Below are 18,162 nucleotides of genomic sequence, written 5' to 3'. Positions count from 1 at the left end.
AACTCTTACATCAACTTTCCGGGTTTCCGCCTATCTTTCTCGGCTGGTTGCTATCCATTTTTCAAGGTTCTTTTCTGTCGCCTTTTCTCTCAGGCGACGATTATTATCATATCATCTCTGCCGCTTTTCGTCAAGTCTTTTTTAAAACTTTTTCAACTCAATTACTCTTTTTTCACGCGACAAGTATTATACTAACATCTGCCTGCTTCTCTGTCAAGACTTTTCTCGAATTTTTTAGTATTAAGTAGAGCCAGAAATCTGGCTCTACTTTTAATATAGTAAACTAAAAAATAATTAATGTTTATCTATTAATAAAATCTCTAACTGTATTTGCTGCACCTCTAAATAATCTAGTAAATATATTTGCTCTATTAATTTCTTCTGCAGCAACTATTTCTTTTCTTGAAATTTCTTGCCCATTCATTTTAACACCGACTTCTCCAACAGTTTCTCCTTCTAAAATTGGAAAATCATATTCTTCTTCTATATAATAATTCAATTCTGTTTCATAGTCATCATTCCTAGGAATAACAACATTCAAATCTTGGGCAACCCTAACAGAAGCTGTTCCATTTCTACTTCCTGGAATCTCAACATTATGGATGGCCTCATCATCTGATATCAAAGTTTGTTGGCGAAAATTATTAAATCCATAATCTAAAAGTCTGGTCGTAAGCTCCTGTCTTTCAGATTCTGATTCTGCTTTTAACACTACAGAAATCAATCTCATATCATCTCGAACAGCTGAAGATGCTAATCCATAACCTGCTTCAGAAGTATGGCCTGTTTTGATACCATCCATACCTTGATAATTCAAAATAAGCCTATTTGTATTAGTTAACATAGCCTGCCTATTTGGAAGATCTATATAATCAACCCAAATCTGGCCCCATTCTCTTATTTCAGGGTATTTAATAACTTTTTGCGACATTTTTGTTATATCTCTAGCAGTTGTATAATGCTCTGCCTCAGGCAATCCTGTTGTATTTCGAAAATTTGTATTTTCCATTTTTAATTCTTTGGCTCTCTCATTCATTTTATCTACAAATGAATAATATGAGCCTGAAATTCCTTCAGCCAAAGCCACACTTGCATCATTAGCTGAAGCAACTGTAACTGCTTTTAATAAATCCTCAATAGTTAATTCTGTGCCCGCGTCTAGGAAAATTTGAGAGCCTCCCATAGATTCAGCATACCTACTAACTGTTACAGTATCTTCAAGTGAAACCTCCCCTGATTCAATTGCCTCCATTGCAATAAGCATAGCCATAGTTTTAGTTATGCTTGCTGGGGGTAATTCTTCATCTGCATTATGCTCATATAATACCTGACCAGTTTCAGCTTCAATTAATATAGCAGAATAAGCCCCAAGATCAAAACCATAAACATTTGCTAGGTTCAATGAAAATACCATAGTTAAAACTAAAAACAATATTATTGTTGATTTTCTTTTCAAGTTCTGTCATCTCCTCATTTTAAGTTTAGCTTCTTGCCATAACTTTTCTAATTCTGTTATTCCCATATTTTCTATATCTAGTTCACTCTCAACAGCTTTCTTTTCAATATACTTAAACCTCTTAATAAATCGATTAATTGTTCCAAGTAAAGCCTCTTCTGGATTTGAATCAATAAATCTTGAAAGATTAACAACCGCAAAGAGCAAATCTCCTAATTCATCAGATGCAGCTTCATTATCTTTTAACTTTAATGCCTCTTTAATTTCTGATAATTCTTCTTCAATCTTTTCAAAAACTGGATCAATCTTTTCCCAGTCAAAACCAACTTCTGAAGCATTTGTTTGCAATTCATGCGCTTGTAATAAAGCAGGTTGACTTCTATTATAATTCAAAACTTCTATTTTACTTTGATTATTTAGTTCACCTTCTTCTTTTTTGATTTTATCCCAAATTATTTTAACATCATTAGAATTTTCAACACTGTCTTCTCCAAAAACGTGGGGATGTCTCCTGATCAGCTTATCATTTAAATTCTTTATAACATCCAAAAAATCGAATTCCCCCTGTTCTTCCATAATTCTAGATTGAAAAATGACCTGTAATAATAAATCTCCTAATTCTTTTTTCAAAGAATCATAATCATCTTCATCAATCGCTTCTATAACTTCATATGTTTCTTCAATTAAATATTTTTTTAATGACTTAAGGCTCTGCTTTTTATCCCAGGGGCATCCCTCTTCCCCTCTTAAATCTGCAAAAATATTTATCGATTTTAAAATTTGTTCACCTAATTCGTTCTTATTAATAATCGATCACTCCCCATTCTTTTAGCTTTATAGCTATTTTTGTTCCGATTTTAGGAATGAATTTTAATTCATCGTAGCCTATCTCTCCTGCGTATATTAATAGAATAAAATAACTTAATATCCCAATTAAAACTAATAAAATTAAAAAAGCGAATTCCATTACAAAGCCTTCTATTAAAAATACATTTACTAATATTCCCTTTGATATATAAGTTATAACTCCCATCAATAAAGCGACAATAGATGGATAAATGAACCTTCTTTTATCTCCAAACAAAAATCCCAACTCACTATATACAGATCTTAAGTTCAAAAAGGCAGCAACTGCAAAACCAATAACTGTACCTAATGCTGCCCCATGAATATTAAATGCTGGAAGGCCAGTTAATGTATAGTTTATTATAGCATTAAATCCTGCTCCAATAAATAGGTTTTTAGCCGGCAAATCTGTTCTGCCAACTCCTTGTAAAATTGCAGAAGATGTTTGTTGGAGAGTAATAAACAAAACACCCCAACTTACTACAGCTAATATACTTGCAGCCTGTGGTTCATTATAAATAATATCAGTCAATTGCCCTGAAAGAACAAACATTCCAATAGCAGCTGGCAAACCTAGCATATATGTAAGCCTTATTGCTGTAGTTGTTCTATGATAAATTAACCTTTGATTTTCAAGTTCAAATGCTTCAGAAATAGCAGGCACCAAACTTGTCGCAAGTGAAACAGTAATAACTGTTGGAAATTGAACTAAAGGCATGGCAACAGTAGTCAATCTTCCATATAAAGTTGTCACTTCTCCCATTATGAAACCTGCAGATTGTAACCTCTGTGGGACAAATATCCAGTCAACCAGTGACATTAAAGGTTGCACTAAAGCCCCAATTGTGATCGGTATAGCTAATTTAGTTAATTCTATAGCGATAGGTTTTGCTTTATATTCAGTTAACTCATTGCCTTCATTAAAAAAATCAAAAATTAAACTTCTTCTTTTAAAGTATATATATATTAGTGCTATTAGTCCAGCTATTGCACCAGTAACTGCTCCAAAAGAAGCACCTGCAGCAGCATAATTTAATCCAATTGGTAGTAACAAGTAAGCTAGCAAAATCATAGTGATAGTTCTAATAAATTGTTCCAGTAATTGAGAAAAAGCCGTTGGCTTCATATCCTGCATCCCTTGAAAAAATCCTCTGTAACTAGCCATAACAGAGACTATAAAAACAGCAGGAGAAATTGCCAGAATAGCATGATAAGCTCTAGGATCTAATTTCAGTATTGAGATTAATGGTCCTGCTAGTAGAGCCATAGTAATAGAGGATAAAAGGCCAATTATCACACTCAATACCCTGGCTATAGTAAAAATTCTATAGGCGTCTTTATTTTTCCCTTTTGCCAAACGTCCTGCAACCATTTTTGCCAAAGCAACAGGAATACCTGATCTAGAAACAACTAGCATTATAGTATACAGAGGATATGCCATTTGATAAATCCCCATACCCTCTGCGCCTATCAACCTAATCAATACTACTCTATATCCTAATCCCATTACCCTAGAAAGAATACCAGCTCCGCTTAATATAGCTGCTCCAATAACAAAATTATTCTTTTTTTTACTAGACAAAACAACCACCTATTCCTTAAAGCTAGAATTTAAATAAGTTTGGTACCTTTCTAAATCTCTTAAAAAATTAATTAAACTTTTTACTATTTTGTAATCATTTTGTTTAAATTGTTTTGATTTTTTCAATTTAATTATAGGTTTTTCTCTTGAATTAATATTAATCTGTCTAGAATAATCTTTAATCAATTTTAAAATTGCATCTCTTTCAATAGAAGTTTTATCTTTAAAAACAAAGTTAATGCTTTTACTTTCTTCTATTATTTTAATTATATTTAGATTACTAGCAATATTTTTGAGTTTATTTATATATAATAAATTCAATAATGAATCAGGTACATCACCAAACCTATCAATGAGTTCTTCTAGCAATTCTGAATATTCCTCTTCAGATTTTAATTTCTTTATTCTTTGATAAAATTCTATTTTTAAATTTTCTGAGTTAATATATTTATCTGGTATAAAAGCGTTAATATCCAATTTGATTTCTGGTTCTATAATATCATTCTCTGTACCACCCTTTAATTCCTGCACAGCTTTATCAAGTAATTTACAATATAAAGAGTAACCAATACTTGCAATATGACCATGTTGTTCAGCACCTAACAGATTCCCAGTACCTCTAATTTCCATGTCTCTCATAGCGATTTTAAAGCCAGATCCTAAACTAGAAAATTCTTTTATAGCCTGCAACCTCTTATCGGCGAGTTCAGGTAGAATCCTATCTTTTTCATATAGCATATAAGCATATGCAACTTTGTCTGAACGACCGACTCTCCCCCTAATCTGATAAAGTTGTGCTAACCCGAAATTTTCTGCTTGATTCACTATTATTGAATTTACATTTGGTATATCAAGACCATTTTCTATAATAGTGGTGCAAACTAAAACATCATAATTGTGTTCATAAAAATCATACATTAAATTTTCAAGATTATTTTCTGACATTTGTCCATGTCCAATAGCAACTTTGGCTTCAGGAACCTCTTCTCTAATTATATTTGCATATTTTTCTATATCCTCAATTCTGTTATGAACGAAATATACTTGACCAGATCTATTTATTTCCCTTTTAATAGCATCTCTAATCAAACTTCTACTAAATTCTTTAATATATGTTTTAACCGGGTAACGATTTTCCGGAGGGGTTTCAATTAAACTCATATCTCTAACACCAGAAAGAGACATATGCAAAGTTCTAGGAATTGGTGTTGCTGTCATAGCCAGAACATCAATTTTCTTCTTCATATCTTTTAATTTTTCTTTATGATTGACCCCAAATCTTTGTTCTTCATCAATTATTAATAAGCCTAGATCATTAAATTTAATATCCTTAGACAATAACCTATGTGTTCCAATAACTATATCAACTCTACCACTTTTTAATTTTTGTTTAATTATTTTTTGTTCAGCTTTACTCCTAAATCTACTAATCATCGCAATATTTATAGGAAAGTCTGCTATTCTTTCTTGAAAAGTTTTAAAATGTTGCTGAGCAAGAATCGTAGTAGGTACAAGCACAGCAGTTTGTTTTCCATCTATTCCAGCTTTAAAAGCTGCTCTTATTGCTACTTCAGTTTTCCCATACCCAACATCACCACATAATAATCTATCCATAGGGTAAGGGCTTTCCATATCCTTTTTAACTTCATGAATTGCTTTTGCTTGGTCAGGAGTTTCCTCATAAGGAAATCTATCTTCAAATTCTTTTTGCCAGGTTGTATCTTCGCTAAAAGCATAACCTGTTATTTTTTCTCTTTTAGCATATAAATCTATTAAGTCTACAGCCAATTCTTTTACTGATGCTTTGACTTTTTCCTTGGTCTTTTGCCAATCATTCCCACCTAACTTATACAATTTAGGTTGTGTATTTTCTCCACCAATATACTTTTGAACTAGATCGATTTTTTCTGTAGGTACATATAATTTATCATTACCAGCATATTTGAGTAATAAATAATCCTGTTTTGAATTTTGAATTTCGAGAGTTTTAATGCCTAAAAATTTTCCGATTCCATGATTCTCATGAACTATATAATCTCCTTTATCTAAGTCTGTAAAAGTATTTATTTTCTCACCTGGTTGTATATCTTCAAGTTTTAATTTCTTTCTCTTTTTATGACCAAAAATTTCACTTTCAGTAAATAAGACCATTTTTAAGTCTTTCGATTTAAAGCCAAAAGATAAATCACCAATTAAAATATTTACCCCAGACTCTAATATAAGATTTTTGTTTTCTTTTATTAAAATAAATTCATCCTCTGAAAATAAATTTCTTATTGTATCTCTATTCTTATTACTGGAAACAGTTATAAGAATATTATAATCCTCTTCTAGTAATGCTTTTACTTTTTTCTTGAATAAATTCAATCTAGATTGAAAGCTTTCAATACCTTCATAGGTAAACTCAATGTCTATTTTATCAGTTGGACCATAATCATTTTGCAAATCAATATGATGATATGACCATATTTGTCTATTTATATCATTAGGCGACCAAAAATTTTCATAATAGTAGTCTAAAACCTCTCCCTTATTCAATAAATCTATATATTCCTCTTTTATATTCTCATGATATCTTTTTATGATTTTTTCAATTTGACCAATATCTTCCAAAATGATAGAAGAGTTATCCTTAAAGTAATCAAATACAGTTGAAAGCTTGTTATAAAGAAATGGCATATATTCTTTAAGAGATACTAAATTTTTATTTTCTTTTGCCCTTAAAAACCCATCTCTTTTAGCTTCTATTTTATTTTTGATCTCATCAGAATTCCTACTATTTAGGCTTGTGATCTTCTTTTTAAAACTTGCTAAAATACTCTTAGACCTACTATCAAAATCTTCCGGTAAAATAACTTCTGAGGCAGGCGAAATATTAAAACTGTTTACTTTTTCTAAAGATTTTTGATCATTTATTGAAAACTTTCTTATAGAATCTATTTCATCCCCGAAAAATTCTACTCTAAATGGTGATTTTTCTCCTGGAGGGAAAACATCTAAGATTCCTCCCCTTAAACTGAATTCTCCAATATTTTCTACTCTATCCGTTCTATTATAACTAGCCTCTATTAATAAAGATGTTAAACTCTCCAATTCAAAAGTTTCTCCTAAGCTCAGTTCAATCACAAATTCATTCCAGCGCCAGTAAGGAACATGTGCTTCAAAAACAGCCTGTATAGGTATAACGATTATCTGGGACTTTTTATTATGGGAAGAATTTAAAACCTGCAATCTTTTTTTCCTTTGCCAGCTTGGAATTTCAATATCTTCATGAGGTAATATATCTTTTTCAGGAAAATATAAAACTTTATCTGTTGGTAATAACCTTAATAAATCTTCATATATTTCATTCGCCCTATAATTACTCTTAGTAATAATCAATAAATCACTTTTAATATTATCCACTATTGAGGAAATAACTAGAGATAACTTAGCACCTTTCAATCCTGCTACTTTAATATTTTTCTTATTCATAATAAGCTCTTTTAGATTGCTTATTTTTTCATTATTTGGGTCATATAAAATCTCCACATCTATTCCTCCAATAAGTTATATCTTAAACAAATAGTAAAAAGACCCCTACTAATTAGTACGGGCCATTTAATAATTAATTAAATTTATTCATTGCCGCCTCTGGTCCAGATTCTATATATATCATTACTGCTTTAACAGCAACTTCAATTGCTTCTTCTATTACTTCTCTTTCCTCTGGTTTAAATCTATCTAAAACATATTCAGCTATATTAAAACCAGGTTCAGGCCTTCCTATACCAATTTTCAATCTTGGAAATTGGTTGCTAGACAAATGATTTATTATTGATTTTAAACCATTATGGCCTCCACTGCTTCCAGAAGTTTTTAATCTAATTCTTCCAACATCTAAATTCAAGTCATCATAAACGATTAATAAGTCTTTTAAATCTAAATTATATTTACGCACCAGACAATTAACAGCTTTACCGCTTCTATTCATATAAGTTAAAGGTTGTGCTAAAACAACTTCTTGACCTCGGATCTTTCCTTCACCAATAATTGAATCACATCTTTGTGTTGAAAAAAAGTCATGCATATCAGCTAACTTTTTAATAATATTAAATCCTATATTATGTCGGGTACCTTTGTATTTAGAACCTGGATTACCTAAACCAACAATCAATTTCATTTGATGCACCATCCAAAAAATAAAATATTGAAAGCGCAATCCAGAATAGGATTACGCTTTATACTTTACTCAGACTTTTCTTCCTCTTCTTCGCCCTCTAATTCTTCTTCAACTTCTTCTGTTTCTTCACCAATGACTTCAGGCTCTAGTCCCTCAACATCAAGAAGTTCTTCTTCGACTTCTTCTGTAATCTCTTCACTTGGAGTAACAACAGTTACAATAACGTCATCTAATGCACTGACCAAATCAATTTCATCTCCAACTTCTAAATCACTAACCTGTAAAGAATCTCCAACATCTAACTCAGTGATATCCAGCTCAAATTTATCTGGAATATCAGTTGGAAGACATTCAATTTCCACCTCACGCATTAACTGTTGTAAGACTCCACCTTCTTGTACTCCATAAGCTTTACCAACAGTTTCAATAGGAATAGTGACAGTGATTGTTTCATCCATTGAAATATGATGAAAATCAACATGTAATAATTCATTTTTAATAACATGTTTTTGATAATCTTTAATCATTACTGTTTCAGTTGATTTCTCTCCATCATCTTTAATTGTTAGATCAACAATAGCATTAGCGTCTAATTTTCCTTTTAACTTTAACGGATCAACAATTAAAGGTTGGGGATTACGCTCTCTTCCATAAACAACTCCAGGTATTTTACCTTCTCTTCTTAATTTACGTGCAATACTTTTTCCAGTTTTTTCTCTGGCTTCTGCCTCTAGCTGAAACCTTTCCATAAAATATCCTCTCCTTGATATATTCTATATATAATTTTTAGCTTGCCAATTCAAACCATATAATATTATAACATTAATCTAACATATGAGCAATAGTTACTTAAATAAAACACTTACTGAAACATCTTTGAATATTCTATCAATTGCCTCACCAAGTAATGGAGCGATTGATAAAACTTTAAGATTTTCTAATTTCTTGTGGTTATCCTGTGGAATAGAATTAGTAACAACTATCTCTTCAAAAGGAGCTTTGGCCAATCTATTCATTGCAGGTCCAGAAAACAGAGCATGCGTGCCACAAGCAAATACATCATTTGCTCCTTTTTCTTTTAAAGCAGAAGCCGCTGCTGTCATTGTACCAGCAGTATCAATAATATCATCAAATAGTATAACATTTTGACCTTCTATATCTCCAATTATATTCATGACCTCTGCAACATTTGCTTTAGGTCTTCTTTTATCAATAATAGCCATTGGAATATCTAACTGTTTTGCAAATGTTCTAACCCTCTTAACTGAACCAACGTCAGGGGCAACAGCAGTAAAATTATCTAAGTTTTTTGTTTTAAAATAATCAATCATTATAGGCGAAGCATATAAGTGATCAACTGGAATATCAAAAAAACCTTGTATCTGAGGGGCATGTAAATCAATTGATAAAATCCTCCGGGCCCCAGCAGTATGAAGTAAGTTTGCAACTAATTTTGCTGTAATTGGATCCCTTGGTTGAGCCTTACGGTCCTGACGCGCATAACCATAATATGGTATAACAGTTGTAATTCTTCTAGCTGAAGCTCTTCTTAAAGCATCAATCATAACTAAAAGTTCCATTATGTTTTCATTAACAGGCGGACTGGTCGGCTGTATGACAAAGACGTCAGCACCTCTTACAGTTTCTTCAATTTTCACTGATATCTCACCGTCTTTAAATCGCCCTATTTCTGATGAAACTAACTCAGTACCAAGATAACTACAAATATCTTTTGCCAATTCAGGGTGGCAATTCCCGGTAAATATTTTCATTTTGTCACCATATGCAGCCATAACTTCATCTCCTTATTGCATGATCTTAACTATCTTTTTTATATAAACGAGCAGGAACTCCTAAAACTATAGAATCACTTTCAACATTTCTTGTAACAACAGATCCAGCTCCTGTTTTAGCTCTATCTTCTAATTTAACAGGAGCTACTAAAGTTGTATTGCTCCCGATAAAAACATTATCACCTAAAACAGTTTCATGCTTATTAACTCCGTCATAATTAGCAAATATAGTCCCGGCACCAATATTACATTTTTTTCCTATTGTTGCATTTCCAACATAACTTAAATGTGGAACTTTACTTTCATCATCTACCGATGATTTCTTTAACTCTACAAAATTTCCTATTCTACAATCTGAACCAATTTTTGTTTGAGGACGTAAATAAGCATATGGTCCAATATTAGTATTTTTGTCAATTGAAGATTCTAAAATCACACTACCATGCTTTACTTTAACATGATTTGAAATACTTGATTTTTCTATAAAACAATTTGATTCAATTATTACATCTTTTTTTATTACAGTTCCAGATTTTATATGAGTATTAGGATATATAACAACATCTTTATCTATTTCAACATTTTCCTCAATATAAGTCGATTCAGGATCTAATAAAGTTACTCCATTTTCCATATGTTTATTATTTATTCTCTGCCGAATAATTCCTGCCGCAGCTGCTAAATCTTCTCGAGTATTTACACCTAATATTTCTTCAGAATTTGCAGATTCTGTAATTATTTTATTGCTATTTTTTATATGTTCCATTACGTCAGGAAGATAATATTCTCCCTGATTATTATCATTATCTAAATTTTCAAGAGCATCTGCTAATAAATTAGGTGAAAAACAATATAAACCAGTATTAATTTCATTAATTCTTTTTATTTGTAAATCAGCATCCTGTTCTTCAACAATATCAATCAATTGTCCTTCTTCATCTTTTATTATCCTACCATATCCTGTGGGGTTTTCTAAATAAGACGTTAGAACTGTCATACCTGCAGAGTATTTAATATGTTTATTTATTAAAGACTCTAAAGTTTCATTTCTCAATAGAGGTGTATCTCCATAAAGAATTAAGACAGGACCATTATGTTTTTCAATATATTTTTTTGCCTGCATGACAGCATGACCAGTTCCTAATTGGTCTTTTTGATATACAAAGTTCAACTTTTTATAAGAGCTCAATTCTTTTTTAACTCTATCTGATTGATGCCCAATTACACAAACAACTTTATTTGATATTTTATATGCTTCATCTAAAACATAATTAATCATTGGCTTACCAGCTATTTTATGTAAAACTTTAATTTTATCAGAGTTCATTCTTGTTCCCATTCCAGCAGCTAAAATTATTATTAAAGTATCCTCCATCATAATCCCCCTATATATAAATCTCAACTCTTAATCGTATGAAGTATAACAGAAGAATTAACATTTGTCAAATTTTAATATAAATAATAACAGGCCGGTAAAAAAACCGGCCTATTATTACAAATAATTATAAAATAAACTATACTGCGTCTTTTAATGAATCTTCATACTTATTCATAACTTTTTTAGAAATATCATCTTTTAATTCACTGGTAATTGGAAAGCAAACATCATAGTATTCATCTTTAAACTTCCTGCTGGGCATTGCAACAAAAAAACCATTCCTGCCTTCAACAACCCTTAACCCTCTGATAACTAATTTATCCTCTAAAGTTATTGAAGCAAAGGCTTTAAACTTCCCATCTGCTTTAACAGGATAAATCCTAACATCAGTAATTTCCATTTTGCCCCCTCCTTTGATTTTTTTGTAAATTAATAACAATATTATACACTGATTTAAAGAGGGAGTCAAGTATTATTTTTTATTTTGTTCAATAAATTTCCAGAGGGAGTCCTTACCATCCCAATTTATATCTTTTAATTCTTTACCATTATTAATGATCCTCCGGTTCTTAATCATTTTTCCTATTTTATATGATTCTATGCCAATATCATTTAATGCTTCTATTAATTCATCAGATTTATTTGTAGTTATTAGTAAACTTCCAGACGATATTAATGAGTATGGATCTATATTTAATTTGCCAGTTATTTCAGATACAACATCTGGTATAGCCCCCTTATTGATATTAATCTGAAAGCCTAATCCTGAAGCTCTACTCACCTCATCTAAAGCCCCGATCAAGCCTCCTTCTGTAATATCATGCATAGAATTTACTCCTATTTCAGCAGATTTAAGCCCCTCTTTTAATACACTTAAATATTTATCATAAGACCTGGCTTTATTAATAGTTTCCTGACTAACACCTTTTTCTATTAAAACCTTTGAATAGTCATTTGCTAATATAAAAGCACCTTCAATACCCAAACCTTTTGTGATGATAATATCATCATTAAGTTTTGCTCCGCTGGTTGGCACATAATTATTCTTATCAGCTTTACCAATTGCTGTTATAATGATAATTGGCTTATCAACATGACTTAATACTTCTGTATGCCCTCCTAAAATCTGGACATTTATTTCCTTTGATGTTTGATCTATCTCTGTCATAATTTCTTTTATTTCATTATCAGTTATTTTTTCTGGTAATAATAAAACAACCTGTAATCCAATCGGTTTAGCTCCTGTTGCAACTATATCATTACAAGCAATATGAACAGCAAGGTAACCTGCCCTTTTACCTGCTCCAGTTATAGGATCAGATGATATGGCTAAAATTTGATCTCCAAAATCTACAATTGCACTATCTTCGCCAATAGCTGAATCAACTAAAATATCATCTCTATGACTAGTAATTTTACTTAATACAGTTTCTTTTAATCTATGGCTTGATAATTTTCCAATCTCCATTATTGCAGTATTCACTCCCAAATAATCAATAATTAATAATTTAATAAATACCTATTTAGTTCCCAGTCGTGGACCTGAATATTATATTCAGACCACTCCATTTCTTTAGCCCTGATAAATCTATCAAATATATGATTTCCTAAAGTTTCTTTCATTAACTGACTACCTCTTAAACTATTAACTGCATCCATAATATTTTCTGGTAAACTTTTTATTCCCAATTCATCTCTTTCTTCTGAAGTCATTTTATATATATTTTTTAAAGTTTGACTCCCAGGATCTATCTTATCTTTTATACCCTGAATCCCTGCTTTTAATGTGACTGCCATAGCTAAATACGGATTAGCAGAAGGGTCAGGGCTTCTTAGTTCAACCCTTGTAGACACACCACGGCTAGAAGGTACTCGAGCCAGAGCACTTCTATTAGTAGCTGACCATGATATATATACTGGCGCTTCATAACCCGCCACTAATCTTTTATAAGAATTAATAGTTGGATTTGTTATTGCAGTATATTCTGGTGCATATTTTAAAAGACCACCTATATAATAATAAGCTATATCACTTAAGCCTAATTGATCTTCAGGATCATAAAATGCATTTTCCCCATTTCTAAATAATGACTGATGAATATGCATTCCTGAACCATTTATTCCATAAATAGGTTTAGGCATAAAAGTAGCATGTAAATCATGCTGCATGGCGATAGTTTTAGTTACAAATTTAAAAGTAGCTATATTATCAGCAGTATGTAAAGCTGGTTCATATTTAAAGTCAATTTCATGTTGCCCTGAAGCAACTTCATGGTGAGATGCTTCGACTTCAAACCCCATTTTCTGTAAAGCTAAAACAATATCTCTCCTGGCTTCTTCTCCTAAATCTACAGGAGATAAATCAAAATATCCTCCTTTATCATTTGTGTTAGTTGTAGGATTTCCATTTTCATCTTTCTTAAATAAAAAGAACTCTGGCTCTGGTCCGGCACACATTGAAAATCCCATCTCTTCAGCTTCTTCCTCAACTTTTTTCAGTGCGGTTCTAGGACATCCTATATATGGATTCCCTGCTGGAGTATAAATATCGCACATTAAACGAGCTATTGAACCCTCACCTGACTTCCATGGGAATATAGCAAAAGTTTTAGGATCAGGTCTCAAGTACATATCAGATTCTTGAATCCTACTAAAACCCTCTATTGAAGAACCATCAAACATAATTTCCCCATCAAGCGCATTTGATAGTTGTTCAATAGGAATAGCAACATTCTTTATAATTCCTAAAATATCAACAAATTGAAGTCTAACAAACTTGACACCATTGGCTTCTGCCTTCTCTAATATTCTCTTCTTCTTATTTGATGTCATTTAAATTAACACCTTCCCTTTATTTTATTATTAATAACCTTTAGTAAAATCAACAACAAAGCTCTTTCCTTTTCTATTCCAGGATTTCGCTAAACTTACTAAATTTTTTTCTTTATTAAAAAAACCTATCATAGTTGGTCCACTACCTGACAATTGTGAATGAGCCGCTCCATTTTCAATCAACCATTCTTTGATTTCTTTCAATTCAGGAAATAATTGAAAGGTTACTGGCTCTAATTGATTTCCCCATCCTTCTTTCCAATCAATCTTTTTATTTAATTCTATTATTTCAACTAGTTTAGCTGTGGGAATGTTTAATTTTTCATAATCACCATTAGAAAACTCATTAAAAATTTTGGCAGTACTCACTTTAAAACCAGGATTTATTAATAATGCTTTATAGTTTTTTAGAGGATTTAAATCTTTAATTTGATCGCCCTTACCTTTAACATGAGCAGTACCTCCTTTTATACAAAAAGGAACGTCAGAACCAATTTCAGCTCCAATATTACGCATTTCTGCCCAATTAAGTTTTAGTTTAAATAATCTATTAGCTCCTCTAATAAGAGCTGCTGCATTACTACTGCCTCCTGCCAATCCGGCCGCTATAGGAATATTTTTTTTTAACTTAATTTTTAAGCCTTTAATTTTTTTAGGGTACTTTTCTATTAACTTATTAGCTGTTTCCCAAATAATATTATCTTGATTATCTGGTAACTCTACATCTGGATCAATCTCTAATGAGATACCTTCAGAAAGCTCTTCGATTTCCAGGATATCTGCTAAAGAAACAGTCTGCATTATCATATTTAAATCATGATAACCATCATCAAATCTACCTTCAATAGCTAAAGATAAATTTATTTTTGCTTGAGCTGATTCAATTATTTTCAATTCCCATCCTCCTCTAGCATTACTCATAAAAATAATTATAACATCAATCAAATAAAAAGTTAAGAAATAAAATTATTTATACTAGAGAATATACCTTAAAATTGCTATAATTATTATGAGGTGATATAAATGAAGACAAATTATATAATATGGCATATATTCCATAGTGGTATAGCCATCTATAATAAAAAATCTTTAACTATGCATATCTTTGATTACTATAAAGACCCTGGAGGAATCATACCAGACATCATTTATAATATAAAAGAACTTAAGAATATAAATATTTATTGTAGCCACGGACATCAAGATCATTATAACCAGGAAATATTCCAATGGGATTTGAGCAATTATCAAACAAATTTCATAATGAGTTTAGATCTTAAAAATAAAATTTCTAATAAAACAAAAGAAAATAATAATATTCATTTTATTAAAAATGGGGAAGAATTAAAAACTAACGATCTTCATATTAAAGCTTATCCAAGCACTGATTTAGGAATCTCTATTTATGTCAAAGAAGGAGATAGTAGAATTTTTCATGGTGGAGATTTAAACTGGTGGGACTGGAATAGTTTTAATAAAGAAGAAAAGTTAAAAGAAGAAAAGGATTTTAAAGAAGCTGTAAATAAAATAAAGAAAGAAAATATTGAGATTGCCTGTATAGCACTTGATCCTAGACTAGAAGATAGTTTTTATTTAGGTTTGGCTTACTTTAATTCCATTGTAAAACCTAAATATATAGTTCCATTACATTTTAAAAACAATTATGATGTTATTAATAGATATAATAATCTTGAAAAAGAAAATAATATATTGCCATTCTCAGAAGCTGGTGATAAAATTTCAATTTAAATATAAAAAAGGCCCAGATGGGCCTTTTTTTATATAATTTCTAACTCTTTCCCTATTTTTTTAAATTTATCAATAGCAAATTCCAAATCATCTTTTTCATGTGTTGCAGAAATCATAACTCTTATTCTTGCCTTCCCTCTTGGAACAGTTGGAAAGCCGAGAGCCTGAGCAAAAATGCCTTCTTCAAATAATCGATCACTAAATTTCCTTGCTTCACCTGCATCACCAATCATTACTGGAGTTATTGGAGTCTCAGTTTTACCAACATCAAAACCTAAATCTTTCATGCTATCTTGGAAAAATTGTGCATTATTCCAGAGTTGTTGAACAAGATTATCATCCTTTTCTAAAAGCTCTACTGCAGCTATCGTTGCTGCAATATCTGCTGGTGTTACTGCTGAACTAAATAAAAACGGTCTTGCTTTTTGTTTTAAATAATCAATTAAAATCTCGCTACCTGCAATACAACCTCCAACAGTACCAAAAGCTTTAGAGAAAGTCCCAACTTCAATATCAACTTCACCATGAAGCTCAAAATGGTCTACTATACCTCTCCCATGACTTCCTAATACACCTTCACCATGAGCATCATCAACTAGAACCATTGCATTATATTCTTTAGCCAATTTAACTATTTCTGGTAATGGTGCTATATCTCCATCCATGCTAAAAACTCCATCAGTAGCAATTAAAATTCTATTAGCATCAATTCCAGATAATACTTCTCTCAAAGATTCCATATCTCCATGTTTATATACTTTTATTTCAGCTTTTGAAAGCCTACATCCATCTATAATACTGGCATGATTTAGTTCATCACTAACTATAACATCACCTTTACTCATAATTGCTGGAATAACAGCCAGGTTAGCATTGAAACCCGACTGGAAGGTTAATGTTGATTCAACTTTTTTAAAATTAGCGAGCTTTTCTTCTAAATCATCATGAAGGCTCATTGTACCAGCAATAGTTCTAACTGCTCCTGGTCCAACACCAAATTCATCAATTGCTTTCTGAGCAGCTTTAGATAACTCTGAATGATTTGCCAGGCCTAAATAGTTATTAGAGCTGAAATTCAATTTTTCTTTTCCTTCAATTTCAACCCAGGCTCCTTGCGGACTTTCTAAAGTTCTTATTGAATTAAAATTCCCACTTTCTTTTAATTCTACCAACTCTTTTTGCATATATTCTTGAAATTCTTTATTCATAAAATCCTCCTTTATGGAAGTAAAATTATTTTTCCACAATTACCACTTTTCATTAACTCCATACCTTTATTAAAATCTTCTAGTGGAAACCTATGAGTTATTATCGGCTCTAAATCTATCATATTTTCTTTCAATAACCTTCTAGCTATATACCAGGTTTTAAACATCTCTCTACCTGTAATACCTATTAAATTAACCCCTTTGAATATTAAATCTTCAGTTAGATCTAATTTAACCTCTTCAGCAGGCAAACCTAATATTGCCATACTGCCACCAGGAGTAATTTGCTTTAAACCTTGACTAATTGCAGTTGGATTCCCTGACATTTCTGCCACGAAATCAACTCCAATACCTCCTGTAGTATCATTTACTAAATCTTCTAAACTTTCTTCAATAGGATTTATTACATGATCTGCTCCAATTTCTTTTGAAAGTTCTCTTCTATAATCATTTGGTTCACTTACTATAACTTGACTTGCTCCAAATGCTTTGGCAACAGGTATAGATAATAACCCTGCTGGACCTGCACCTGTAATCAATATATTTTTTGCACTTACATTACCAGCTCTAATTGTATCAATTGCATTTCCTAATGGTTCTTGAATTGAAGCATATTCAGGTAAAATAGAAGAATCGTTTTTCCAAATATTGGAAGCGTCCACTACTGCATAATCTGCAAATACTCCATCTGTATGAACACCTAATATTTTAGTATTTACACATATGTGATATTGTCCAGTTTTACACTGATAACAATGCCCACAAATAATATGAGTCTCTGCAGAAACAAAGTCTCCGACCTTTACTAAACTTACATTTTCGCCAACTTCCACAACATCTCCAGCCAATTCATGCCCCATTATTTGAGGAATATTAACATTATTTTCTGCCCATTTGTTCCAGCTATAGATGTGATAATCACTACCACAAATTGAAGTAGTCTTTACTTTAACTAAAACTTGATTAGGTCCAGGTTTTGGTATTTCAACTTCTTTCATTTCAGCACCTGGTCCAGGTTGGGTCTTTACAACAGCTTTCATACTGCCCTCCATAATTTTCCCTCCTGTATTTTATTGATACTTCTCGACTACTCTAGTTATATCTATCTATGTGAAATTATATCACAGGTTAAACCTAATTAAAACACTTTTCATTA

15 protein-coding genes are annotated in these 18,162 nt (G+C 31.4%); 1 reads left to right on the top strand and 14 read right to left on the bottom strand.

Annotated elements, in window-relative coordinates:
• Positions 1 to 301 precede the first annotated feature (301 nt).
• The 12 genes from I0Q91_RS09295 to ispE all read right to left on the bottom strand — a co-directional run bounded on the left by I0Q91_RS09295 (position 302) and on the right by ispE (position 14,943).
• Positions 302 to 1,456: a D-alanyl-D-alanine carboxypeptidase family protein gene (locus I0Q91_RS09295; protein ID WP_270454222.1), complete on the bottom strand. Its 1,155-nt coding sequence runs from the start codon at positions 1,454 to 1,456 to the stop codon at positions 302 to 304.
• Positions 1,457 to 1,462: 6 nt separating this feature from the next.
• Positions 1,463 to 2,218 (bottom strand): nucleoside triphosphate pyrophosphohydrolase, encoded by a 756-nt coding sequence (gene mazG / locus I0Q91_RS09290; protein ID WP_270454225.1) that lies wholly within the window; start codon positions 2,216 to 2,218, stop codon positions 1,463 to 1,465.
• A gap of 40 nt (positions 2,219 to 2,258) precedes the next feature.
• Entirely contained in the window at positions 2,259 to 3,893 is a 1,635-nt protein-coding gene (locus I0Q91_RS09285) for a putative polysaccharide biosynthesis protein (protein WP_270454221.1), read from the bottom strand.
• Positions 3,894 to 7,415, bottom strand: a complete 3,522-nt coding sequence (mfd, locus tag I0Q91_RS09280; RefSeq protein ID WP_270454220.1) for a transcription-repair coupling factor — start codon at positions 7,413 to 7,415, stop codon at positions 3,894 to 3,896.
• A gap of 76 nt (positions 7,416 to 7,491) precedes the next feature.
• Positions 7,492 to 8,046 carry an aminoacyl-tRNA hydrolase gene (gene pth / locus I0Q91_RS09275; RefSeq protein ID WP_270454219.1) on the bottom strand — a complete coding sequence of 185 codons (555 nt, stop codon included), beginning with the start codon at positions 8,044 to 8,046 and terminating at the stop codon, positions 7,492 to 7,494.
• A 65-nt stretch (positions 8,047 to 8,111) separates the two neighbouring features.
• Positions 8,112 to 8,795, bottom strand: coding sequence for a 50S ribosomal protein L25 (locus tag I0Q91_RS09270; protein ID WP_270454218.1), 684 nt, complete (start codon positions 8,793 to 8,795; stop codon positions 8,112 to 8,114).
• Between the two features lie 96 nt (positions 8,796 to 8,891).
• Positions 8,892 to 9,839, bottom strand: coding sequence for a ribose-phosphate diphosphokinase (locus I0Q91_RS09265; protein WP_270454217.1), 948 nt, complete (start codon positions 9,837 to 9,839; stop codon positions 8,892 to 8,894).
• Between the two features lie 25 nt (positions 9,840 to 9,864).
• Positions 9,865 to 11,214 carry a bifunctional UDP-N-acetylglucosamine diphosphorylase/glucosamine-1-phosphate N-acetyltransferase GlmU gene (gene glmU / locus I0Q91_RS09260; protein WP_270454216.1) on the bottom strand — a complete coding sequence of 450 codons (1,350 nt, stop codon included), beginning with the start codon at positions 11,212 to 11,214 and terminating at the stop codon, positions 9,865 to 9,867.
• Between the two features lie 139 nt (positions 11,215 to 11,353).
• Entirely contained in the window at positions 11,354 to 11,617 is a 264-nt protein-coding gene (locus I0Q91_RS09255; RefSeq protein WP_270454214.1) for a SpoVG family protein, read from the bottom strand.
• Between the two features lie 72 nt (positions 11,618 to 11,689).
• Entirely contained in the window at positions 11,690 to 12,685 is a 996-nt protein-coding gene (locus tag I0Q91_RS09250) for an AIR synthase family protein (protein ID WP_270454213.1), read from the bottom strand.
• Between the two features lie 32 nt (positions 12,686 to 12,717).
• The gene (gene glnA / locus I0Q91_RS09245) at positions 12,718 to 14,049 is read right to left on the bottom strand and encodes a type I glutamate--ammonia ligase (protein ID WP_270454211.1); all 1,332 of its coding nucleotides are present in this window, start codon (positions 14,047 to 14,049) and stop codon (positions 12,718 to 12,720) included.
• 30 nt (positions 14,050 to 14,079) lie between these two features.
• The gene (gene ispE / locus I0Q91_RS09240; RefSeq protein WP_270454210.1) at positions 14,080 to 14,943 is read right to left on the bottom strand and encodes a 4-(cytidine 5'-diphospho)-2-C-methyl-D-erythritol kinase; all 864 of its coding nucleotides are present in this window, start codon (positions 14,941 to 14,943) and stop codon (positions 14,080 to 14,082) included.
• A gap of 129 nt (positions 14,944 to 15,072) precedes the next feature.
• Between ispE and I0Q91_RS09235 the strand changes: the two genes are divergently transcribed.
• The gene (locus I0Q91_RS09235; RefSeq protein ID WP_270454209.1) at positions 15,073 to 15,798 is read left to right on the top strand and encodes an MBL fold metallo-hydrolase; all 726 of its coding nucleotides are present in this window, start codon (positions 15,073 to 15,075) and stop codon (positions 15,796 to 15,798) included.
• 29 nt (positions 15,799 to 15,827) lie between these two features.
• Here I0Q91_RS09235 and I0Q91_RS09230 read toward each other — a convergent pair whose 3' ends face one another.
• Both I0Q91_RS09230 and tdh read right to left on the bottom strand, forming a co-directional pair.
• Positions 15,828 to 17,006, bottom strand: a complete 1,179-nt coding sequence (locus I0Q91_RS09230; RefSeq protein WP_270454208.1) for a glycine C-acetyltransferase — start codon at positions 17,004 to 17,006, stop codon at positions 15,828 to 15,830.
• A gap of 11 nt (positions 17,007 to 17,017) precedes the next feature.
• Positions 17,018 to 18,058 (bottom strand): L-threonine 3-dehydrogenase, encoded by a 1,041-nt coding sequence (gene tdh, locus I0Q91_RS09225; protein ID WP_270454207.1) that lies wholly within the window; start codon positions 18,056 to 18,058, stop codon positions 17,018 to 17,020.
• Positions 18,059 to 18,162: the final 104 nt, after the last annotated feature.

Origin of the sequence: Halonatronomonas betaini (assembly GCF_015666175.1) — a bacterium.
Lineage (GTDB): Bacteria > Bacillota > Halanaerobiia > Halanaerobiales > Halarsenatibacteraceae > Halonatronomonas > Halonatronomonas betaini.
This window is presented reverse-complemented; position numbering and strand designations above follow the sequence as displayed.